General features: G+C 45.8%; 21 protein-coding genes and 1 riboswitch. Of the genes, 11 read left to right on the plus strand and 10 right to left on the minus strand.

The window, feature by feature from the left end:
* Nucleotides 1-67: 67 nt before the first annotated feature.
* The 6 genes from R7Z47_RS20740 to R7Z47_RS20765 all read right to left on the minus strand — a co-directional run bounded on the left by R7Z47_RS20740 (nucleotide 68) and on the right by R7Z47_RS20765 (nucleotide 4,468).
* Entirely contained in the window at nucleotides 68-562 is a 495-nt protein-coding gene (locus tag R7Z47_RS20740; protein ID WP_005379600.1) for a DUF3299 domain-containing protein, read from the minus strand.
* Between the two features lie 4 nt (nucleotides 563-566).
* Nucleotides 567-1,826: an ABC transporter permease gene (locus R7Z47_RS20745; RefSeq protein ID WP_005379602.1), complete on the minus strand. Its 1,260-nt coding sequence runs from the start codon at nucleotides 1,824-1,826 to the stop codon at nucleotides 567-569.
* A complete protein-coding gene (locus tag R7Z47_RS20750; RefSeq protein WP_262606788.1) occupies nucleotides 1,823-2,551 on the minus strand; it encodes an ABC transporter ATP-binding protein in 729 nt (242 codons plus the stop codon). The genes R7Z47_RS20745 and R7Z47_RS20750 overlap by 4 nt, the downstream gene beginning before the upstream one ends.
* A gap of 52 nt (nucleotides 2,552-2,603) precedes the next feature.
* Nucleotides 2,604-3,257, minus strand: coding sequence for a zinc uptake protein ZrgA (gene zrgA / locus R7Z47_RS20755; protein WP_318130604.1), 654 nt, complete (start codon nucleotides 3,255-3,257; stop codon nucleotides 2,604-2,606).
* Nucleotides 3,258-3,390: 133 nt separating this feature from the next.
* Complete coding sequence (locus R7Z47_RS20760) at nucleotides 3,391-3,690, minus strand: DUF2607 family protein (RefSeq protein WP_005379608.1); 300 nt, start codon at nucleotides 3,688-3,690, stop codon at nucleotides 3,391-3,393.
* A gap of 226 nt (nucleotides 3,691-3,916) precedes the next feature.
* A complete protein-coding gene (locus R7Z47_RS20765; protein ID WP_005383122.1) occupies nucleotides 3,917-4,468 on the minus strand; it encodes a YtfJ family protein in 552 nt (183 codons plus the stop codon).
* A gap of 215 nt (nucleotides 4,469-4,683) precedes the next feature.
* On the opposite strand from R7Z47_RS20765, the gene R7Z47_RS20770 reads away from it, so the two are divergent.
* A complete protein-coding gene (locus tag R7Z47_RS20770) occupies nucleotides 4,684-4,884 on the plus strand; it encodes a DUF1107 domain-containing protein (protein WP_005379612.1) in 201 nt (66 codons plus the stop codon).
* Between the two features lie 70 nt (nucleotides 4,885-4,954).
* Here R7Z47_RS20770 and msrA read toward each other — a convergent pair whose 3' ends face one another.
* A complete protein-coding gene (gene msrA / locus R7Z47_RS20775) occupies nucleotides 4,955-5,593 on the minus strand; it encodes a peptide-methionine (S)-S-oxide reductase MsrA (RefSeq protein ID WP_262606791.1) in 639 nt (212 codons plus the stop codon).
* Nucleotides 5,594-5,760: 167 nt separating this feature from the next.
* On the opposite strand from msrA, the gene R7Z47_RS20780 reads away from it, so the two are divergent.
* Genes R7Z47_RS20780 through R7Z47_RS20795 form a run of 4 tightly spaced genes read left to right on the plus strand, consistent with a single transcriptional unit; the run spans nucleotide 5,761 to nucleotide 12,038 of the window.
* Nucleotides 5,761-7,473: an autotransporter assembly complex protein TamA gene (locus R7Z47_RS20780; protein ID WP_005383121.1), complete on the plus strand. Its 1,713-nt coding sequence runs from the start codon at nucleotides 5,761-5,763 to the stop codon at nucleotides 7,471-7,473.
* Nucleotides 7,470-11,234 carry a translocation/assembly module TamB domain-containing protein gene (locus tag R7Z47_RS20785; protein WP_262606792.1) on the plus strand — a complete coding sequence of 1,255 codons (3,765 nt, stop codon included), beginning with the start codon at nucleotides 7,470-7,472 and terminating at the stop codon, nucleotides 11,232-11,234. The genes R7Z47_RS20780 and R7Z47_RS20785 overlap by 4 nt, the downstream gene beginning before the upstream one ends.
* Nucleotides 11,235-11,278: 44 nt before the next feature.
* Entirely contained in the window at nucleotides 11,279-11,626 is a 348-nt protein-coding gene (locus R7Z47_RS20790) for a gamma-glutamylcyclotransferase (RefSeq protein ID WP_262606793.1), read from the plus strand.
* A 49-nt stretch (nucleotides 11,627-11,675) separates the two neighbouring features.
* Complete coding sequence (locus R7Z47_RS20795; RefSeq protein ID WP_017633454.1) at nucleotides 11,676-12,038, plus strand: DUF2799 domain-containing protein; 363 nt, start codon at nucleotides 11,676-11,678, stop codon at nucleotides 12,036-12,038.
* 73 nt (nucleotides 12,039-12,111) lie between these two features.
* Here the strand turns inward: R7Z47_RS20795 and ppa are convergent, their stop codons facing one another.
* Together ppa and fbp are read right to left on the minus strand one after the other, a co-directional pair.
* Nucleotides 12,112-12,642 (minus strand): inorganic diphosphatase, encoded by a 531-nt coding sequence (ppa, locus tag R7Z47_RS20800; protein ID WP_005379635.1) that lies wholly within the window; start codon nucleotides 12,640-12,642, stop codon nucleotides 12,112-12,114.
* A 127-nt stretch (nucleotides 12,643-12,769) separates the two neighbouring features.
* A complete protein-coding gene (fbp, locus tag R7Z47_RS20805) occupies nucleotides 12,770-13,786 on the minus strand; it encodes a class 1 fructose-bisphosphatase (RefSeq protein WP_318130610.1) in 1,017 nt (338 codons plus the stop codon).
* A gap of 312 nt (nucleotides 13,787-14,098) precedes the next feature.
* On the opposite strand from fbp, the gene mpl reads away from it, so the two are divergent.
* From mpl to thiQ, 5 genes are all read left to right on the plus strand, one after another.
* Complete coding sequence (gene mpl, locus R7Z47_RS20810; protein ID WP_262606794.1) at nucleotides 14,099-15,457, plus strand: UDP-N-acetylmuramate:L-alanyl-gamma-D-glutamyl-meso-diaminopimelate ligase; 1,359 nt, start codon at nucleotides 14,099-14,101, stop codon at nucleotides 15,455-15,457.
* A 5-nt stretch (nucleotides 15,458-15,462) separates the two neighbouring features.
* A complete protein-coding gene (locus R7Z47_RS20815; RefSeq protein ID WP_025768362.1) occupies nucleotides 15,463-16,101 on the plus strand; it encodes a flavin prenyltransferase UbiX in 639 nt (212 codons plus the stop codon).
* Between the two features lie 37 nt (nucleotides 16,102-16,138).
* Nucleotides 16,139-16,275: riboswitch (TPP riboswitch) on the plus strand.
* Between the two features lie 72 nt (nucleotides 16,276-16,347).
* Complete coding sequence (thiB, locus tag R7Z47_RS20820) at nucleotides 16,348-17,340, plus strand: thiamine ABC transporter substrate binding subunit (protein ID WP_005379642.1); 993 nt, start codon at nucleotides 16,348-16,350, stop codon at nucleotides 17,338-17,340.
* A 41-nt stretch (nucleotides 17,341-17,381) separates the two neighbouring features.
* Nucleotides 17,382-18,968 carry a thiamine/thiamine pyrophosphate ABC transporter permease ThiP gene (gene thiP, locus R7Z47_RS20825; protein ID WP_262606795.1) on the plus strand — a complete coding sequence of 529 codons (1,587 nt, stop codon included), beginning with the start codon at nucleotides 17,382-17,384 and terminating at the stop codon, nucleotides 18,966-18,968.
* Nucleotides 18,968-19,672 (plus strand): thiamine ABC transporter ATP-binding protein, encoded by a 705-nt coding sequence (gene thiQ, locus R7Z47_RS20830; protein ID WP_005379648.1) that lies wholly within the window; start codon nucleotides 18,968-18,970, stop codon nucleotides 19,670-19,672. Before thiP ends, thiQ begins: the two co-directional genes overlap by 1 nt.
* An 18-nt stretch (nucleotides 19,673-19,690) precedes the next feature.
* Here thiQ and R7Z47_RS20835 read toward each other — a convergent pair whose 3' ends face one another.
* A complete protein-coding gene (locus R7Z47_RS20835) occupies nucleotides 19,691-20,638 on the minus strand; it encodes a LysR family transcriptional regulator (RefSeq protein WP_005379650.1) in 948 nt (315 codons plus the stop codon).
* Nucleotides 20,639-20,730: 92 nt separating this feature from the next.
* On the opposite strand from R7Z47_RS20835, the gene R7Z47_RS20840 reads away from it, so the two are divergent.
* Complete coding sequence (locus R7Z47_RS20840) at nucleotides 20,731-21,807, plus strand: alkene reductase (RefSeq protein ID WP_262606796.1); 1,077 nt, start codon at nucleotides 20,731-20,733, stop codon at nucleotides 21,805-21,807.
* Nucleotides 21,808-21,894 lie beyond the last annotated feature (87 nt).

The following is a 21,894-nucleotide window of genomic DNA, read 5'->3' on the forward strand; positions in this document are numbered from 1 at the left end:
TAGCACAAAGCTAAAAAAGGCGCCAGTGTGACGCCTTAGGTGTAGCGAGGCTTATCGACGACTTAAATTACATATCGTCGTAGGCTTCTATTTCTGATCCCTCAATAACGTAAGCCGTTTCTGCCAGTTCGTGGTTTATCGTCTCGGTTTTCAACGTTCCAACCACATATATAACATCCCACAACTCTTGAACAGGCGCGCCTTTCGGAAACTTCACGTAAATGATCTGGTTTGGAGGCGGTGGTGGCACGTGAATACAAGCTCCAAAATATGGCACCAATAAAAATTCGGTGACGGTATCGGCATCACCTTCAAGTGGGATAACAAACCCCGGAATTTTAACTTGGCTTCCGTTCAGTTCTGGTCGAACGTTACCAATCTTGGACTGCTGGGCTGCGCCACCACTGTGATCAGATGCGGGCATGCCTATACTGTCGAACAATTTACGCTCTTTTTCTGGAACAAGGTCAATCCAGTCAAGCTTTAATGGTTCTTCGCTGGCCATAACAGGCGCTGTGAATGCGACGACCAGCAAGCAACTTGCGAGTATTTTTTTCCACATTTTATTAAATCCTTATTGTCATTCCGTCACTCAGTGACTGTCGGTAGGCGCGGAGTGCGGGAATGAAACCAATCACAATACCAGCGCATTGTACGAAACCTAATAGCATCCACTCATAAGTAGATAAGATGCTTAAGGTGAGATGTATTCCATAGTGCTGTTGGATGATCGGCTGCGCGATAGCAAGAATGGCATACAGCCCAGTAACGCCAGTAATAATACCAGCAGCAGTAAGCAAGCTGGCTTCACTAATTAAGAGTGAGAAAACATGACGAGGCCTTGCTCCCATGGCACGCAAAATCGCCATTTCACGGCGGCGTTCCTGTAGGCTAGTTAATAGACTGCTTAACATACCTAACAACCCTGCAATCACGACAAAACCAGATACTGCCATTAGGGCTTGCTCTGCAACAGACATCATTCCCCATAACTCATGCAACGCAACGCCGGGCATAATGGCGCTAAGCGGCTCTTTGGGGTAGGTGTTAATTTGTCTTTGCAGGGCGAAAGTTTGAATACGAGATTTCAAACCAACGAGCATAGCGGTAATTTGTTTGGGCTGAAAGTCTCTGTTTTTGAGATCTTGTGCCTTGGGTGTCGGGCCCAAACGCGCACCACTTTCCCATCCGACGTGAATGGCTTCGATTGCTTCTAGTGATACATGGACGGTTTTGTCGACTGGTGTTCCTGTAGGTGCAAGGATACCGACAACTTTAAATGGCAGATTGTCATGACGGCTAAAGCCAACGTCGCTAATGCCGTGGGCAATGATGATTTCGCTACCGATATCATAACCAAGTTGTTTAGCGACATCAGAACCTAGCACGGTTTCAAATAAACCATTGAATTCTCTACCCTTGCTGAATGTTAGTGGTTGCTTACTTCCAAACTTGTAATGCTCAAAGTAACTGTGATTGGTTCCCATAACTCGGAAGCCTTTATGCGAGTCGCCAAGCGAGATTGGAATAGCCCAATCGACTGAACGATGATTGGCAAACTCTTGGTAGCTTTTCCAATCGATGTTGTTGGTCGCATTACCAATACGAAACACAGAATAGAGCAATAGGTTCACTTGCCCAGAGCGTCCACCAATAATGAGGTCAGTGCCTGAAATTGTATTGGCGAAGCTATCCTTGGCTTGAGTTCGGATACGCTCGACGCCCAATAGGAGTACCACTGAAATCGCAACGGTCATGATGGTTAGAATTGCCGTCGCTTTGCGGTTCATCAAGCTTTTCCAGGCGAGCTTTACAACAGCACTCATGATATGGCTCCTAGGCTAGATACTTGATTAATGTCGGGTAGATTGAGCGTGCGATCGAATAAGGGTTCGAGTGTTGGGTCGTGGCTAACGAATACCAGTGTGGCATTGGCTTGATTCGCTTGCTCCATAAGGAGCTCAATAAATGCTTTACGATTGTCATAGTCTAAAGCTGAGGTTGGTTCGTCAGCGATCACTAACTCTGGATGTCCTATCAGAGCTCGAGCCGCAGCCACACGTTGTTGTTGACCAATACTCAATTCAGAGACAGGGCGTGTATGAAGCTCGTTTGGCAAGTGCAGTCGTTCTAGTAGGGCCTGAGCCTGTTCATTTAACGTTTGAGATGAGACACCTAAATGGGCACGGTCACGTCGTATTTTACTGAACTGACATGGCAATAATACGTTTTCAAGTACGTTGAGGTACGGCAATAAATTGAACTGTTGAAAGATGTAGCCAATATGATTGGCGCGAAAGCGGTCTCTCTGACTGGCACTTAAACTAGCAAGGTCAGTATCGAGTACAGATAGAGAGCCTGAAGTTAATGTGTTAATCCCCGTCAACAAAGCGAGCAAGGTCGATTTACCGCAGCCACTTGGACCTTTGATAAACACATGCTCGCCTAGTGTAATGTGTAATTTGGGGATGTGGATGGTTGGGTTGGTTGAACCGGGCCAGAAAAATTGGGCATCCTCTAGCTCGACAACATTTGGTGTGGTTTCAGTCATATTAAATCACCAAAGCTGTGGCGTGTAAGTGGGTACTCACACGCCACTCGTGTTATTTGATTACGATTTGGGTGTTATCTTTGCTTAATTTAATTGCTGATTGCATGGTATCTGTGAATATATTGACGCTGATGGACTCTGTAGTTGGGAATTGGTTAAACCAATCGGTTTGGATTTGGCTAAGCTGATTAACTTGTTCGCAATTGAAGCGATATTGCACCGAAAATTCACCGTGACCGCCATGATTGTGCGCCTCATCATGATCGTCATGGTGGTCATGTTTATCATGATGTTCATTATGATCATGGTGTTCGTGTCCTTCATGATCGTCATGTGCATGGTCATCATGGTCGTGCTCACTATGATCATGTTCCTCATGAGTTTCGCTTAGGTTGTGGCTCACGTAAGCTTCTTCAACATTACAATCAGCTTGTGAGTTAATAGCGAACAATGCGTTGCTGTCTTCGAGTGTAGCGACGGCTTGTTTAAGCGCTTGCTCTTGTTGTGCGTTTTCTGGAGCATGTTCGAAACCCACAACATCAGCTCCAGGAGCTGTGATCTCTACTAACAGATCTTTGCCATCTTGGGCGATATTAAACTCGACGTGACCATGCACATGAGCACCATGCTGGCGGTATTCGTTTGCATTCGCTGCTGTCGATAAAGTGAGGCCAATAGCAAGGGCTAAAACGTGTTTTGATGACATTGTATTTTTCCTAATTTTACTGGCATTAACCAAAGGCGGTATTGCTCAGATTCGAGTTTCACTAAGTTATTGTTCCTGACACACTAGGTGCGGAAATGAACTCAATAATTTTGAGTGTGGAATAGTTTGGAAATTAAGCAAAATAAGGAGGGGCACGAGCAGCGCCAAGAACTTCTTCGCCGTACACGAGATGCAAAAAAACATGATGATGCTGGGCGCGCGTAAAAGTCGGTGTAGAGAGGGTAGGTTGTACCTTTGCTATACCGTGCTGAACACCAGAAAATAATTGGCAATGATGATGGGTATGATGGTCGGGCGTCAGATCGACTTGATGGAGTACAACCGCAAAGTTCCAAGCGATCAGCAACGCAACACTGAAAAATAAAGCAGTGCGATACCAATATCTTAGTGTTTTTTGCTGGTGGTGGTACATCTGAGCTCCTCTTACCGACTGTTATAATATAACACCCATAATGAATAAAAGTTCACTCTTTTGTTGGCTAGCAGAAAAATTTAACTCCACACATACGTGCCGAAAAATATTGGTAATACTCTCTGTGGAAGTGTCGCACTTATAAAGAGCAGAGTTGTCACTGCCCATGCTTCTAATCAAATTCATATAGCTCCTTACAACAAGAACAAGGAGCCATTCAATGAAGCTAGATGTTCTGTTTAATAAGCTCAATGACTTTTGTTATCTCATCTTGCTCAAGTGCGCCCTCTTTGACAAACAGAACTTTGCCCGTTTTGTCTTGAACAATAATGGCCGAGCTTTCTTCTTTCAGGTCCCAAGTATTAGCAACTACGCCATTTTCATCAAGAACCATGGATGACCAAGGAAACTCTTTTTTGCTGTCTTGAGCTGAAGACTTCACGAAAGAGCCTGTCCCCCAAATTGCATCATCTTGGTTGATGATAGTCGTCGTCTGGTAGCTTTCTTGTGGAAAATTTGCCGCTGTTATTGCCGACATTAAAGGGGCATTCATCTCTTTTGAACTGCTACGGCCTGCGATGGCTTGAATAACACGAACTTTGCCTTGCATATGTTGAGTTGCCCAGGGTTGGTATGCAACGCCTTCGCCTTGTAAAACAATCTCGCCGTAAGCGGCAACATTGACAGGAGGAACGCTTTTTCCTACTGACAAGTTGTGTGCAAAGGTCAAGCTTGGCGTTAAGGCCAGTAGTAGAGGTAGGAGAGTCTTAGTTTTCATATTGTTATATTCCGTACGAGGTTTGGAAGCTTCCAGTATATATCCAGATCTTAGAAATTTGTAGGACCATTGATAACATTTATTTAACGTATGGAGTGGTGTAATCTTGCGTTATATTTAGAATTTGCTAAAATGATTTCCGTCGCAAATTGCGCATTAAGATTGCAGAGGAAAAATAAGCAATCCGTGTTTTCTCAAAGGAATTGAGGTGAGTTATGCTACGTGAGTTTGCTGTATATCGACCATTACAAGTGGCCCGTTTTGTTAAAACGTTGTTCAAAGGTCAATTTTTTATTGTTGGGGTTGGCTGTTTTCAGTTCGACAATGGCAAAGTGTTACTACCTGACGTCAACGATCATAAAAGGCTCACCATCTTTAAAGAAGTCAACCAAGTGATAGCATCATTATCGGCTTAGTTAGCTTGGTACCCACTTAGATTTAGAAAAGAGCGACCATATCGGTCGCTCTTTTTGTTGCTGGTTAGGTTTATCCTTGGAGGCTTGGTGGGAAGCAAACTCCCGTTCCTCCGATGCCACAGTAACCATCAGGGTTTTTCGCCAAATATTGCTGGTGGTAGGTTTCCGCAAAGTAATACGGACCTGCTGGTTGTATTTCGGTGGTGATGTTCGCGCGCTGCTCTTCTTGCAGTGCTTGCTGATACAAGAGTTTCGATTTCTCTGCGCTCTCGAGCTGCTCCGTCGAATAAGTGTAAATTGCAGAACGATATTGAGTACCTAAGTCGTTACCTTGACGCATTCCCTGAGTTGGGTCGTGTTTTTCCCAAAAAACAGCCAGTAGCTTTTCTAATGAGATGACGCGTTCATCGAAAACGACTCGAACGACTTCTGTATGACCCGTTTTACCTGTACAGACCTCTTCATAGGTGGGATTGGGTGTGTACCCCCCAGCGTAACCGACCGAAGTAGATACAACGCCGTCGAGTTGCCAAAATACGCGCTCTGCGCCCCAAAAACAGCCCATTCCGAGCAAAATCTGCTGTTGGTGTGACGTCAGAGGCGCCTTTAGGTTAGATTTATTTACAAAATGATGATCGTCAATCTGCATTGGTAGATCTCTACCTGGCAAGGCATCTTCTATACTGATCAATGTTTGTTTGTTGAGCATGGTATTTGTCCTTCAATACGTGTCTTAAATTTGCGAACTTTTTCATTTCGTCTGTATCTGATGCTGTGATGACATAGACCGCGTTAAACCTATTAATATTACAGACTTAGAATCTAATTGGCGTTATCATTATTTACGTTTACTTAACCTCATTCAGCCATAAAAGCATGATAAAAAAAGCTCTCCCCACCATTGTTGGCCTATTTGCCTTTTCTCATGGTGCCTATGCCGATGTTTCTTTGACTTTGAAAGGCATTGATGGCGCTTTAGAAGAGAATGTCAGTGCGTATCTGTCATCTATTCCAGAGAAGGATTACTCCACTTCTCTGCGTTTTCAAGCGAGATTAGATCAAAGTATCACTGAAGCGCTTAACGCGCTTGGGTATTATCATGCAAAAATTTCATACTCTATTCCTGAAGCGAATGATGAGTTAATTGTGCTCATCAAGCCGGGCTTGCCAGTGAAAGTGAAAGTCATGGATGTGGTCATCACTGGAGAGGCCAAGGACGATGAAGAGTTTGCAAAACTTATTGAGCGCTCTCCGCTCAAAGTTGGCCAAGTTTTGAATCAAGGCCAATACGACAGCCTTAAGTCTGGTATTCGTAACTTGGCGCTTCAGCGTGGTTACTTCAATGGTGAGTTTACGCTAAGTCGATTAGAGGTTATCCCTGATCTGAACGAAGCTAATGTCCGTTTGCACTACAGCAGTGGAATACGTTTCAATTTTGGCGACGTTTCTTTTATTGGCAACCACATCTGGGAAGACCGTGTCGCATCACTACAGCCTTTTAAAGAAGGGGACCCATACAACGTTTCGAAGCTGGGCGAGTTTAACCAGAAGCTATCAAATACGGAGTGGTTTTCCTCAGTTTTTGTTGAGCCTGAATTGGATAGGCTTGATGATGGCCGAGACTTGCCAATTAAAGTGTCTTTATCTCCTGCTTCTAAGAATCAGATCGAGACGGGTATTGGTTACTCAACGGATGTCGGCGTTCGAGGAACGTTGAAGTGGAAGAAACCTTGGGTGAGCTCCCGAGGACACAGTTTCAACACCGCTTTATCCCTATCTAAGCCAGAGCAAACCGTGACTGCTTCTTACAAAATTCCTTTAGAAGATGTCGCTAACGATTATTATCAAGTTCAATATGGGCTTAAAAACCTAGACAACCGTGACACACAGAGTATCGAGTCTAACCTTGCAGTGGAACGTCATTGGTTAGCAGACGGTGGTTGGCATAATACCGTTTATGTTCGTCATTTGTACGAGAGCTTTACGCAAGGTTTACAAGATGATGAATTCAACTTCGTACTTCCAGGTGCGACATTTTCTCGGACTAGGGTTCGAGGGGGCAATATGCCAATGTGGGGAGACAAGCAAAGCATCACTATTGAGTATGGTGATACCGCTATGCTTTCTGAAACTAGAGTGCTCCGCTTAATTGGCTCGACTTCTTGGATTCGTGGTATTGGAGAGAATCATCGTGGTTTGTTCCGCTTAGAAGGTGGTGCGAATATTACCGATGAACTTGAAAAACTATCACCGTCGCTGCGTTTCTTCGCTGGTGGTGACAATAATATTCGTGGTTACGGCTATGAATCTATTTCACCTGTGGATGAGAGTGGTGCTTTGACGGGTGGTAAATACATTGTTAGCAGTACATTAGAATACCAATATCGTGTTTATGGAAACTGGTGGGCTGCAACGTTTTACGATATTGGTGATGCGTTTAATGAAACACCAGATTGGAAATCAGGCGCAGGTGTTGGTATCCGCTGGGCGTCTCCGGTGGGCCCTGTTAGTTTTGATTTTGCATGGGGGTTGGATGCAAAACCAGAACGAGAGTTTCGTATCCACTTCTCATTGGGGCCTGAGCTATGATCAAAATGATGTTTAAGTGGACCAAATGGCTGTCGCTCAGTTTGATTGGTCTATTGCTGTTGCTCATCATTATTGTCGCGACAGTTTTATTTACCCACCCAGGCCTCAAATTTGCCTTGTGGGGAGCCGAAAAAGCACTACCACAATTGCAGATTGAAAAAGTGCAGGGTTCATTGTTTCCTCGCTTCGAACTGCATAACGTCAGTTTTGTCGATGAGTCTTTGAATATCGACGCCAAAGTCGAGCGTTTAGCATTGGCAGTGAACTTCCGCTGTTTCTTTGACCCTAAGGTCTGTGTCGATGAGTTAAGACTGCAGGGGCTTGACTTTAAGATGCCAGAGCTACCGCCAGCAAGCGAGGAGCAAGAGAAAACACCACCACTGCGTTCTATCAGTACGCCAGTGCCAATTTTTGTTAATAAAGTCAGCTTTAATGACATCAATGTCAATGTGCTGGGCAATCAAATTGATTGGCAAACATTCTCGACCGCTTTGTCGATGCAGGGTGATCGTTTGGTGATCGCACCTACCGCGTTGAAAGACATTAATGTGGCTTTAGCACCAAGTGAGGCTGAACCTGAAGCGGCTGCCGAGGAGCCGAAAGAAACTGACGTTACGCCGCAAGATATTGTGTTACCCGAAGTATGGATTCCACTGACGGTTGAAGCGCGTCGTCTTGATATTCACAATTTCAAACTGGCGGGTGAAACGCCAGTGATCGTCAATCATCTTGGTTTGGTTGCAAGAGCAGGCGGTGAACGTGTTGATGTCAAAACGTTAGAGCTCGACATGCCAGAAGTGGAAGGCAAGTTGAGCACACAAGTGACGCTTTCTTCTGATTACCCTATCAAAGCGCAATTGGACGCGTTAGTGAAGCAAGCGGATGCGAAGGGACAAAAACTGTCGCTTTCGGTCTCGGGTTCGGTTGGTGATTTGTCACTAAATGCTACGCTTTCTGAGCTTGTACAAGCGGAGATCAAAGGTGATATTCAACCGCTTAAAACGCAGTTACCGTTTGATGTCGCGATTAAAAATGTACAGGCGCAATGGCCGCTATTTGGACAAAGCGATTACCAGGTTTCTGTACCAAGCTTGGCGGCAAAAGGCTCACTTGATGGCTACGAAGTCGCATTAGAAACCAAAGCTTCGGGCAAAGATATTCCCGCCGTTGATGTCGCACTAAACGGCAAAGGTACGCTAGAGCAAATTGACCTCGAAAGCCTTGTAGTGAAAACCTTAGGGGGCGAACTCTCTGGGAAAGTCATGGCCAATTGGGCCGCGCCAATCAACTGGCAAGCTGACTTGAACCTGAAAAACATTCAACCAGGTTTACAATGGAAAGAAGCTGAAGGGGATATCAGCGGTAACCTTTCGACTTCGGGGTCGTTAACAGAACAAGGCGGTTGGCAAGTCAGTTTGCCTAAGTTAGACATTGACGGCATTTTGCGAGGGTATCCGCTGAATGTTGAAGGGCAACTTGAAGCGTCTGATAAAAACGGCAAAGGCGAAGACATCCAACTTACCACTCAGGGTTTAGCGCTTTCTCATGGTCCAAACCAACTCAGTGCAAAGGGTAAGATCGATAAGCAAATTCTGATGGATGTTGAGGTTAACTTCCCTGATTTTGCGAAAAGTGTTCCGGATCTTGCAGGTAAAATGCAAGGTAAAGTCGCACTACGTGGTAGCTTGAAAGAACCAGACATCAATCTTGATCTCGCTTTAAATCAGATAAACTGGCAGCAACAGGCGAACGTAGAAACGATCACCTTAAAGGGTGATGTGAAGCCTCTGCCAGCACCAAAAGCGAACATAAGCCTTATTGCGAACAACATTACCTATGACGACATAAAAGTTGATAGTGCTGACCTTGAAGTCTCTGGGGATGAAAAACTGCATCAACTGACGCTCGATGTAGTGTCTGACCTGGTGTCGACCAGTTTAGAAATTGAAGGGACATTCCAGCAGAAACCAGAAATGATTTGGGATGGGGCGCTGCGCCGCTTGACGCTGAGCTCGCAACAAGGCCCGTGGGCGTTGCAAAAATCGACCGCGGTGAAGGTCAATATCGACAAACAGATCGCGAACGTTCAAGCGCATTGTTGGTTGCAAGCGGAGTCGAGCGTATGTCTAACCGAAGACATTAGTGTCGGTAAGAGTGGCCAGGCGAAGTTAGCCATCAATGATTTTGATTTTGACCAAATCAAACAATTCCTGCCGCCAGAAACCAAGCTGCAAGGCTCGGTTAATGCACAGGCTTTTGCTAAATGGGCACCAGAGAAAAAGCCTGAAGTAACCTTAAGTGTCAATATGCCAAAAGGCCAAGTTGAACAAGCGTTTGAACAGCCAATTAAAGTCGGTTGGGAAAGCTTCAACTTTAAAGCAGCATTAGCGAAAGACAAGCTTGATGCCGAGTGGCTATTTGATGTGAAAGATAACGGCGACTTGTCTGGTAAGGTTTCTTTACTGAATGTCTCGACTGAAAAGCCCACTATTGATGGTAAGGTTTCACTCTCTACGTTCCACTTGGATTTCTTGGCACCGTTGATTGGTGAGTACAGCTTGTTTAAAGCAAACATGAATACTGACCTAGCGATATCAGGTGACGTCATGCATCCGAAGGTGAACGGTCAGTTCTTGATTGACCAGATGAAGCTACAGGGTGAAGTCACACCGATAGATATAAACTCAGGGCAGGTCGTCATCAACTTTAAAGGCCATCAAGCGGACTTGGATGCCGGAATTTTAACCCCGGATGGTGAGTTGAACGTTACCGGTGATGCCGACTGGCAGGACTTACAGAACTGGCGCACTAAAGCGCGTGTATTTGCTAAAGAGCTCAATGTTGATTTGCCTCCAATGGTAAAAATCAAAGTGGAGCCTGACATGACAATAGATGTGACCCCTCAGCTTGCGAAAATTGAGGGTGATATTAATTTGCCATGGGGCAGAATTGTCGTCGAAGAGCTTCCACCAAGTGCGGTAGGTGTATCGAGTGATACCGTTATTCTCGATAAAAACTTGCAGCCAGTGGACGATGTGGCTGCGATGCCGTTTGATGTGGAAACGAACATCAACATTAAAATTGGTGATGACTTCCAACTTGCCGCTTTTGGTTTAAAAGGTGGGTTGAAAGGGAACCTAAACGTGACACAAAAAGACAAAGGTCCTTTCATCGTTGGTGAAGTGAATGTTGTCGACGGTTCTTATCGTTCGTTTGGTCAGGACTTATTGATTAAAGAAGGTAAGATTCTGATGAATGGTCCACCAGATCAACCTTACTTGTCTATCAAAGCGATTCGTAATCCAGACAATACCCAAGATGATGTCATTGCGGGGGTACAAGTGTCAGGCCCAGCATCTGATCCGAGTATAGAAATTTTCTCAGAGCCCGCGATGAACCAAGCCAATGCACTTTCTTATCTACTTCGTGGTCAAGATATTGATGGTGAAGCCGGTGGTAATGCAATGACGACTACCTTAATTGGTTTAAGCTTGGCGAAGAGTGGTCGTGTGGTTGGTGAAATCGGTGAAGCCTTTGGCGTACAGGATTTACAGCTGGACACTGCTGGGTCGGGCGATGATTCGCAAGTGACGGTGAGTGGTTATATTCTGCCAGGTTTGCAGGTGAAATATGGTGTCGGCATCTTTAATTCCCTAGGTGAGTTCACTGTGCGTTACCGATTGATGCAAGACTTGTATTTAGAAGCAGTATCTGGTGTAGATAGCGCCGTTGACCTACTCTATCAGTTTGAGTTCGATTAAAGTGCTTTAACCTAAGCATATACAGTCATGACTAAGGAGTGGTTATGCAGCATTTGATTTTTGTCTACGGCACGTTACGCAAGGGAGAGTACAACCATCAGTATTTGCGCTCGGCGCAGTTTCTTGGTTTACATGAAACGGATGCTCAATTTGCAATGTATGACTTAGGCCCTTATCCAGCGTTGTCTGTTGGGCAACGCTCGATTCAAGGTGAGGTGTACCTGATTGACAGTGAAACCTTATCTGAGCTAGATAGGTTAGAAGATGTGCCAGTGGAATATCGCCGAGAGAGCATCGTTACGCCTTTTGGCCAAGCTTGGATCTACTTATATCAAGATATTGAGCAGTTAACCGAAGAAATCGCTTCCGGAGATTGGTGTCAAAAGGTGTGAGCTATACTGACATTATCAATAGCAACGAGCTAAACACTAAGGAGTCACGATGAAAGCATTCGTAATTGGAGTAATGGCGTTGCTTCTTGCTGCATGCGCACAAACAACACTACCGACTTCGAATAATGTGACCGATTGGCAAGTGTTTGGTAAGCAGTCAGCTTTAGATGGATTACGGGAGTTATCTGAGGAGCGAATTGCGAAGCTGGATGATGTTAACCATGCGACGCCAGAACTGATAATGGCTTATCAAGCGGGTTACCAGCAAGGCAAGCAAGAGTATTGTGAGCAAAGTGCTTATATGCTCGGTGTTATCGGGCGTCCGTATTTTGGCATTTGTGATGATGTTGACCCCTTCTTTCAACATGACTACGACGCTGGACGAATGTCTTCAGCAGGCGCACCTATCTAGTTGACACAGGTAAGATGAAAGCAAAAGAGCTGCCCTAGAGCAGCTCTTTTTAATTTTGTATCAGCAGTGATGCTTATTTTTTCTGAGCTCGCTCGTAAGATTCTAGGATTTCAGCTTTAGCGGCAGCAACATCTGCCCACCCATCCACTTTCACCCATTTGCCTGCTTCAAGCTCTTTGTAACGCTCAAAGAATTGCGTGATCTGCGCTTTCAGTAGTTCTGGGATATCGTCCACATCTTGGATGTGCTCGTACTCTTTCGAGATTTTTGAGTGGGGAACCGCAAACACTTTTGCATCTTCACCCGATTCATCTGTCATCTTCAAAACGCCAACAGGACGGCAGCGAATGACTGAACCTGGCATGAGTGGGTATGGTGTTGGTACCAATACGTCGACTGGGTCGCCATCAAGAGACAGGGTATTGTTCACGTAGCCATAGTTGCATGGGTAGAACATTGGTGCAGACATGAAACGGTCGACAAATACAGCACCAGAGTCTTTATCTACTTCGTACTTGATTGGATCTGCATTTGCAGGAATTTCGATCACGACATAGATATCTTCAGGCAGCGACTTGCCTGCTGGTACATGGTTTAAGCTCATTAGAATATTCCTTTTCATTAACGATGAGTCACACAAAAGCGGCTTCATCTGATGATAAATTCGCGTTTCACTTTAGCGACAAAAACGCGGCAGGTAAACACCTGCCGCGTTGGACAAAGGTCTGAAATTATTCTTCGTCGCGGTGCAGTTCAAGGAACTCTTCAACTTTGCGAACCATGTTCTTCGAACCCACAAAGAAAGGTACACGCTGGTGCAACTCAGTAGGCTTGATGTCCATAATGCGATTCACGCCGTCCGATGCAATGCCGCCAGCTTGCTCAATGAGGAATGCCATAGGGTTACATTCGTAAAGCAGGCGTAGCTTGCCTTGCGGGTGGCTTTGTGTGCTTGGGTAAAGGTAGATACCGCCTTTCAGTAGGTTGCGGTGGAAATCAGCAACCAGCGAGCCAATGTAGCGAGAAGTGTATGGGCGACCGTCTTCTGGCACGTTTTCTTGGCAGTACTTGATGTACTTCTTCACCCCTTGAGGGAAACGAATGTAATTACCTTCGTTGATGGAGTAGATCTTACCATCATCAGGAATCATCATGTTTTCATGAGAAAGACAGAAGCTGCCGATAGATGGGTCGTAAGTAAAGCCGTTTACGCCGTTACCAGTTGTGTATACCAACATGGTGGAGGAGCCGTAAATCACGTAGCCCGCAGCCACTTGTTTGTGACCAGGTTGTAGGAAGTCTTCTTCAGTTGGTGGAGTACCGATTGGAGAAACACGACGGTAAATCGAGAAGATAGTACCAACAGAGACGTTCACATCGATGTTAGAAGAACCATCAAGTGGGTCCATCAATACTACATATTTGGCGTTTTGGTTGAGTTCTTTATTGAACGCAACTGCTTCGTCTTCTTCTTCACTGGCAACGCCACACACTTGATCACGAGCTTCAAGCGCGGCTTTGAACTTATCGTTCGCGTAAACATCGAGCTTTTGCTGATCTTCACCTTGGACATTTTCCGTGCCTACAGCACCAGTGATATCACCAAGACCCGCTGCGTTGATTTCGCGGTTAACGATTTTTGCAGCTAAACGAATGGAGGCTAAAAGGGATGATAGATCACCGTTAGCGTGGGGGAAATCCGCTTGTTTTTCGACAATGAACTCGCCTAGGGTGCGCAGTCCTGACATGGTTAATCCTTACATTTTCATTTCATTGGGGGTAGTGCGCAAGTGAGCATCTCTTTATGGATGTTAAACGATTGCGCTGGATGTAAGTTTAAGTCGCAGATCTTTTTAATGGTAATGAAGTAACTGTTTGAGATCTCAATTTATTTGTAGACTTGTTTGAGGGATTCATCAGTAAGCAAGAGGTTGTACAGTCTGTGTTCAACCTTGTCATATTTGTGAAAGGGACTGCAAGAAGAAGGCTAAAGTCACTCGCTTTTCAGGCGGTAATCGCGATAATGAAAGCATTAAAGAACGCATTACAAGGTTTAGTTTATGCACATTCATATCTTGGGTATCTGTGGCACATTTATGGGCGGCGCTGCGATTTTAGCGCGCCAATTAGGGCATAAAGTCACTGGTTCTGATGCCAACGTTTACCCACCGATGAGCACGTTGCTTGAGTCTCAAGGTATTGAAATTATTGAAGGCTTCGACCCGTCTCAACTCGACCCTCAACCAGACCTTGTTGTGATTGGTAATGCCATGAGCCGTGGCAACCCGTGTGTCGAGCATGTGCTCAACACTAACATGCGTTACACCTCTGGCCCGCAGTGGCTCAACGAGTTTTTGCTGCATGATCGGTGGGTATTGGCGGTATCGGGTACACATGGGAAAACGACCACGTCGAGCATGCTTGCTTGGATACTTGAAGATTGTGGTTATCAACCGGGTTTCTTAGTCGGTGGGGTACTCGGTAACTTCGGAGTGTCTGCTCGTTTGGGTGAAAGCATGTTTTTTGTCGTTGAAGCGGACGAATATGACAGTGCTTTTTTCGATAAGCGTTCTAAGTTTGTGCATTACCATCCTCGCACTTTAATCATGAATAATCTTGAGTTTGATCATGCCGACATCTTCGATGATCTAGAAGCGATCAAACGCCAATTCCATCATTTAGTGCGAACTGTACCGGGCAATGGATTGATCTTAGCGCCGAGGCAGGATCAAGCGTTAGCGGATGTATTAGAGCGTGGTTGCTGGACAGAAAAGCAGTTCTCTGGTGAGAATAGTGACTGGCAAGCGCACAAATTAGTGCTTGATGGCTCAAAATTTGACGTTGCGTTGCAAGACGAGAAGGTTGGTACCGTCGAATGGAATTTGGTGGGTGACCACAATGTGGATAATGCGCTGATGGCAATCGCTGCTGCACGACATGTTGGAGTCACTCCGGATCTTGCTTGCCAAGCATTAGGGCGTTTCATCAATACCAAGCGCCGTTTAGAGCTGAAAGGTGAAGAACAAGGTGTGACGGTTTACGATGATTTTGCGCATCACCCAACGGCAATTGAACTTACTGTCGGTGGTTTGCGTAACAAGGTAGGTGAAAAACGCATCCTTGCTGTGTTAGAGCCGCGTTCTGCCACCATGAAGCGTGGCGTACACAAAAACACACTTGCAGAGTCACTACACAGTGCAGATGAAGTCTTCTTGTTCCAGCCAGATAATATCGAGTGGTCTGTGCAAGACATTGCCGACCAATGCACACAGCCAGCGTTTGTCGATGCGGATATAGATAACTTTGTAGCCAAGATCGTCGAACGTGCGCGACCAGGTGACCAAATTCTAGTCATGAGTAACGGTGGCTTTGGTGGTATTCACGGAAAACTTCTTGAGCAGTTAAAACAAAAAGCCTGATTGATATGCAAAACAAAACACAACCCTCTCACAAAAAAGCCATCACGTTGGCATTAACGGGTGCTTCTGGTGCTCCCTACGGCCTTCGTCTTTTAGAATGCTTGGTTGCGGCGGATTATCATGTCTATGTTCTGATTTCTTCGGCGGCTCGTGTTGTGATGGCAACCGAGCATAATCTTAAGCTACCAAGTGGCCCAGAAGCGGCGCAGCAAGCATTAGTAGAGCACCTGAACTGCAATCCAAATAACATCACCGTTTGCGGTAAAGACGATTGGTTCTCGCCGGTTGCGTCTGGTTCTGCTGCACCCAAGCAAATGGTGGTTTGCCCATGCTCTGCGGGAAGCGTTGCGGCCATAGCACACGGTATGTCGGACAACTTGATCGAACGGGCCGCTGATGTAGTAATGAAAGAGCGCGGGCAGCTGTTGCTCGTGGTTCGCGAAACACCATTCTCAACGCTGCATCTGGAGAACATGCACAAACTGTCGCAAATGGGCGTCACCATCATGCCAGCGGCTCCGGGCTTCTATCATCAGCCAAAGAGCATTGAAGACTTAGTGGATTTTATGGTGGCGAGAATTCTCGACCACTTAGGTATTGAGCAAGGTTTGGTGCCTCGTTGGGGTTATGACCAGCGCTCGTGAGCTGATTGTGTAACCACTCAAATACCTTTACAATCCATCCAACTCATCGGGGAGCAAACCCATTTAGCATTGAGTCAATCAATGCATTGGGGCGCTGAGACCTAAGTGTTTAACTAGGGACCCGTATTACCTGAACCAGATAATGCTGGCGTAGGAATTGAGTCTGGATATTGGAAGTCCTTAATAGCCGCCTCAAACCCTGTGCCGCTCAACTTATTTCTCTGAAATACTCATGGAGAGCGAGCAGTGAAACCCACTCTAAATCTGATTGCCCTAGCTGCAATCACCTCTACTTCAGCGTTTGCCGCTGAAAACACATTAACCATCTATACCTACGACTCTTTTGCCGCAGATTGGGGGCCGGGTCCTAAAATCGAGCAAGCTTTTGAAGCAAAATGTGGCTGTGACGTTAACTTCGTAGCGTTGGACGATGGTGTGTCGATTCTGAATCGTCTTCGTCTTGAAGGCGGTAATAGCAAAGCGGACATCGTATTAGGTTTGGATAACAATCTGATGGCAGAAGCGAAGAAAACCGATCTGCTTGCCGAGCACAATGTGGATACGGCTAACACAGTGTTACCAAACGGTTGGAGTGACACGACGTTTGTACCGTACGATTACGGCTACTTCGCGTTTGTGTACAACAAAGAGAAACTAGCTAATCCGCCGAAAAGCATGAAAGAGCTGGTGGAAACGCGCGACGATCTGAAAGTGATTTACCAAGATCCGCGGACTTCAACGCCGGGCCAAGGCTTAATGCTATGGATGAAATCTATTTATGGCGACGATGTGACGCAAGCGTGGCAGAAGCTAGCGAGCAAAACCGTAACGGTCACGAAAGGTTGGTCTGAGGCGTATTCTATGTTCCTCAATGGTGAGTCCGATTTAGTGCTTTCTTACACCACTTCACCTGCGTACCACTTAATTGCGGAAAACGATTCGAAGTTTGCTACGGCGAATTTTGCTGAAGGCCACTACATGCAAGTTGAAGTAGCCGCCAAAGTGAAAGGGGCAAAAAATTCAGAACTTGCTGATCAATTTATGAGTTTCATTTTAAGTGATGAGTTCCAATCGGCGATGCCAACGGGTAACTGGATGTACCCAGTCACTGACGTTGAGTTACCTAAAGGTTTTGAAACTTTGAGTGTTCCAAGCAAGTCGTTGAGCTTTAGTGCTGATGAAGTGGCAAAAATGCGTAAGTCTTGGATTCGCGAATGGCAAAGCGCATTGACGTTTTAGCTGACGTTTCCATCCTCATCTGAATGAGATAGGTTTTACCTTTGAATTCTGTTCCAAAAATAGGTTTAGGGGTCGCGATGATCATCGCGACCTTTGTTATTTCTGCCCTAGGTGCTTTGATTGTTCAAGCCCCTTCACTTGATGTGCCTGTGGTATGGGGCGACCCGTACTATCAACATGTCACCAAGTTCAGTTTCTACCAAGCGTTTCTTTCCACATTGCTCAGTGTTGGCTTTGCCATTCCAGTAGCGCACGCACTTTCGCGTCGCCAATTTATTGGTAAATCATTACTGCTTAAGCTGTTTGCATCGACACTGGTTTTGCCGGTTTTGGTTGGTGTTTTTGGGCTGTTAGCGATTTATGGCAACAGTGGTTTGTTGGCGCAGTGGTTGCAAAGTTTCGACACTAAACTGCCATTCTCTATTTACGGTTTGAACGGCATTTTACTCGCCCATGTGTTCTTTAATTTACCTTACGCGGCACGATTGCTTCTGCAAGCCTTGGAGTCTATTCCTGCCGAGCAGCATAAGCTTTGCGCGCATCTTGGGATGAGCCATTGGGATAAGTTTCGCTGGGTAGAATGGCCGCGTTTAAGGCAGCAGCTTCCCCACGTTTGTGGGTTGGTGTTTATGTTGTGCTTTACCAGTTTTGCCACTGTAATGGCGTTGGGGGGCGGGCCAAAATCCACCACCATTGAATTGGCCATTTACCAAGCGATTAAGTTTGATTTTGATTTACAAGCTGGGGCGTTATTGGCGCTGTGGCAGATGCTGTTATGTGGACTGCTTGCTATTGGAGTGCAGAAGTTAACAAGGCCTGTTTCTATCAGTGCTGGAAGCACATCGGTACAGCAATATTTAACGAAGGATCATGGGTGGTCAAAAGCTTGGGATAGCTTTTGGATCATAGGTGCCTTTTTACTGGTAATACCGCCGTTATTGATGGTGTTACTGAGTGGCATCAACCAACAAGTTTGGACAGTATTAACCGATGAGCGTTTTTGGTCTGCGCTATTGAACTCCCTCAAAGTCGCCTGTGTCGCTAGCGCGCTTGCGGTCGCTGCAGGGGTGTCCATACTATTGACCAGTCGCCGTTGGCGGTTGCAGTACAAAAACACGCGAGCCGATCAGATTGAGTTAATCGGCACCATTATTTTGGTGACTCCAGGTCTGGTGATTAGCACCGGTTTATTCTTACTACTGCGCGCATTTACCGATGTTTTTAGCTTGGCATTTTTTGTCGTGATTTTGGTGAACGGTTTGATGGCTTTGCCTTACGTGATCAAAACGCTAGCGCAGCCAATGCTGCACATTGAACAACAGTATCAGTATGTATGTGCCAGCTTAGGCATGCGTGGCTGGCAACGGTTTAAAGTGGTGGAGTGGCAGGCGCTACGCAAGCCGTTTGCACATGCGTTTGCGATCAGCTTTATGTTTGCGATTGGCGATTTAAGTGCTATTGCGTTGTTTGGCGGACAAGAGTTCCGCACTTTACCTCTGTATTTATTCCAGCTGCTTGGCAGCTATCAGATGGACGCGGCTGCGGTGGTATCGGTGACCTTATTGTTGTTGAGTGTGGGCTGTTTTGCCTTGATTGAGAAAGTATTGAAAACGAAGGAGAGAGCGTAATGTTAGTGTTGGATGATGTGCAGTACACCTACCAACGTGAACTGTTTCGTTTTGACTTAACGATTGAGCAAGGACAGATTGTGTCGCTGATGGGACCAAGTGGGGCAGGGAAGTCAACCTTGCTGGCGTTGGTGGCAGGATTCATCCATCCTGACCGTGGTGATATTTGTGTTGATGGTGAGTCCATTGTGCGTAAAGAGCCTTATCTGCGTCCGTTCTCTATGTTGTTCCAAGAGCACAATTTGTTTGCTCACTTATCGGTGCGTGACAACATCGGTTTGGGCTTACACCCAGGGCTAAAGCTTACGGTGGACCAAAATCGTCAGATTGAACAAGCCGCGCAGCAAGTTGGTGTTGCAGAGTACCTCGACCGTTTGCCTGAGCATCTTTCTGGTGGCCAGCGTCAACGTGTTGCCTTAGCGCGTTGTTTTGTTCAGCCTCATCCCATGTGGCTATTGGATGAGCCGTTCTCGGCGCTTGATCCGGTGTTGCGTGAAGAGATGCTGAGCTTGGTAAAAAAACTCGCAGCAGAGCGGGGAATAACCGTATTGATGGTCACGCACCATTTAAGCGATGCCAAAGCGATTGCCAGCCACTTTGTGTTTGTGGCAGATGGTAAAGTGGAAGCCGCGGGTGATATGTCTGCATTGAGTGAACAGCATGCTAGTGAGAAGCTTGCGGCATTTATCCGAGCAGCATGCTAGTGCCTGATAGTTGCTAGGTTATGCTTCTCCGCAACACAAACCATGCCGAGGGCCAAATTCAAATTGAGATCTTAAGCTCATGATATGGTCAATCATTGCTTGTACACGCCGTGGGCGGTTTGCTCCAGGACGATAGACTAAATAAATAGGCATTGGTACCGTGTGCCATTGCGGTAACACTCTGACTAAGGTGCCACTTTCTAGCTCTTGCGTCATGTTCTGCACAGGTAAGTTAGCGATGCCTAGTCCTTTAAGTGCGCCTTTCAATATTGCTTCTACAGTTGTACTTGAGAAGTTACTGGTTATTGAAACATTGACGGTATTATCGTGTGAGATCAGCGTCCAAGGCCCTATTTCTGAAACATATTGATACCTCAAACAGTTGTGTTTTGTCAGATCTTCTGGCGTTTCAGGTACGCCGAACTCAGCTAAATACTCAGGGCTAGCAGCCAGGACTCGAGTGGTATAGCCTAATTTTTTTGCGATCAATCGATCATCAACGATCTGACCGACTCGAATTGCCATATCAAAGCCGTGTGAAAACAGATCAACAAAATCGTTCGATGCTTCTAACGCAATTTGTACTTTTGGCCATTGTTTTAAAAATGGCAAAAAGATGTGTTCCGCCATATACGCATCCAACGCTGGTGGCGCGGAAATACGCAGCCGGCCTTGGATCTGTTGTTCCATCTCCTGTACGTCATGGCCAATTGAGTGGAATTCCTCAACTAAGCTTGCAGCACGCTCTAAAACCATTTGGCCAGCTTCGGTGATCACTAACTTTCGGGTTGTGCGCTCTAGCAGTTTGGCTTCAAAGTGTTGTTCGAGTTTGGTTATGGCTTTACTAACAGTAGATTTTGGTAGGTTTAACTCTAGCGCGCACTTGGTTAAGCTCAGTAGTCGACAGCTTGTGACAAAGATAGAAAGCGTTCTAAAGTCAATTGTTTCTAAATTGCGAACAATCACTTTCAATTATCCATATTGTTTCAATATTAATCTGATTATAGTCTGGCTCCTCATCCTTAGCCATCAAGTTATTGTCATTTGAGGTAAACAACATGTCCAACTCTGTAGACTTATTTTCTCCTATCGAACTCGGTCAATTAGCATTAGATAACCGTGCCATTATGGCACCTTTAACGCGAGCTCGTGCTGGCGCAGACCATATTCCTAATGACCTTATGGTTGAATACTACGCTCAACGTGCGAGTGCCGGACTTATCATTGCTGAATGCACCATGGTGATGGAAGGTACGTCTGCTTTCATGGCAGAGCCGGGCATTTACAACGAAGAGCAAATCGCAGCTTGGAAAAAGGTAACGGATGCGGTTCATGAGAGAGGCGGTAAGATTGTACTGCAAATTTGGCATGCGGGACGAGCTTGTCATCCTGATCTGAATGAAGGAAAAACACCTGTAGCGGCGAGCGCATTGGCCATTCGTGATGAATTAGTCCATACCCCTTCGGGTAAGCAAGCATATACGGTACCACGAGCACTCGAAGTGGATGAGATAGCTTCCATTGTTGCGGCGTTTAAACAAGGTGCAGAAAACGCCAAGAAAGCCGGCTTTGATGGGGTCGAGATACATGGCGCCAATGGTTATCTTATTGATAACTTCCTTCGTGACGGCTCAAATTTACGTACCGATGAATACGGTGGCTCGGTTGAAAATCGTGCTCGATTTTTACTTGAGATAGTGAAAGAAGTCGTTGAGGTGTGGGGACCTGGAAGAGTCGGTCTGCGCACATCTCCGCTAAATGGATTTAATGACATGAAAGACAGTGATCCAGTTGGCTTGATGCGTTACTTAGCAGAGCAACTTAATTCTTTCGATCTTGCTTATTGGCACGTGATGCGTGCGGATCTGAAAGGCGTACAAAAAGCAGATGTTCTCAAGCCAGCACGCGAAAACTATAAAGGTCACTTAATGGCGAACGTGGGCTACAGTGCACAAGAAGCGGCAACAGCAATTGCAGAAAACAAAGTTGATGTGGTCGCATTTGGCGTTCCCTTTATCGCAAACCCAGATTTAGTTGAGCGATTTAAGAAAAATGCACCTCTTAATGAGGCGAAACCAGAACACTTTTATTTGGGTGGAGCAGAAGGTTATACCGATTACCCAGTGATGGCATAACCCTTACTTGTTTGACCCGTCCTGATATGGGTTGACACTTTTTAACTAAAACGCTCGATGTACTTCATCGGGCGTTTTGTATTTTAA

This window comes from Vibrio sp. 1641 (genome assembly GCF_033339995.1).
Lineage (GTDB): Bacteria > Pseudomonadota > Gammaproteobacteria > Enterobacterales > Vibrionaceae > Vibrio > Vibrio alginolyticus.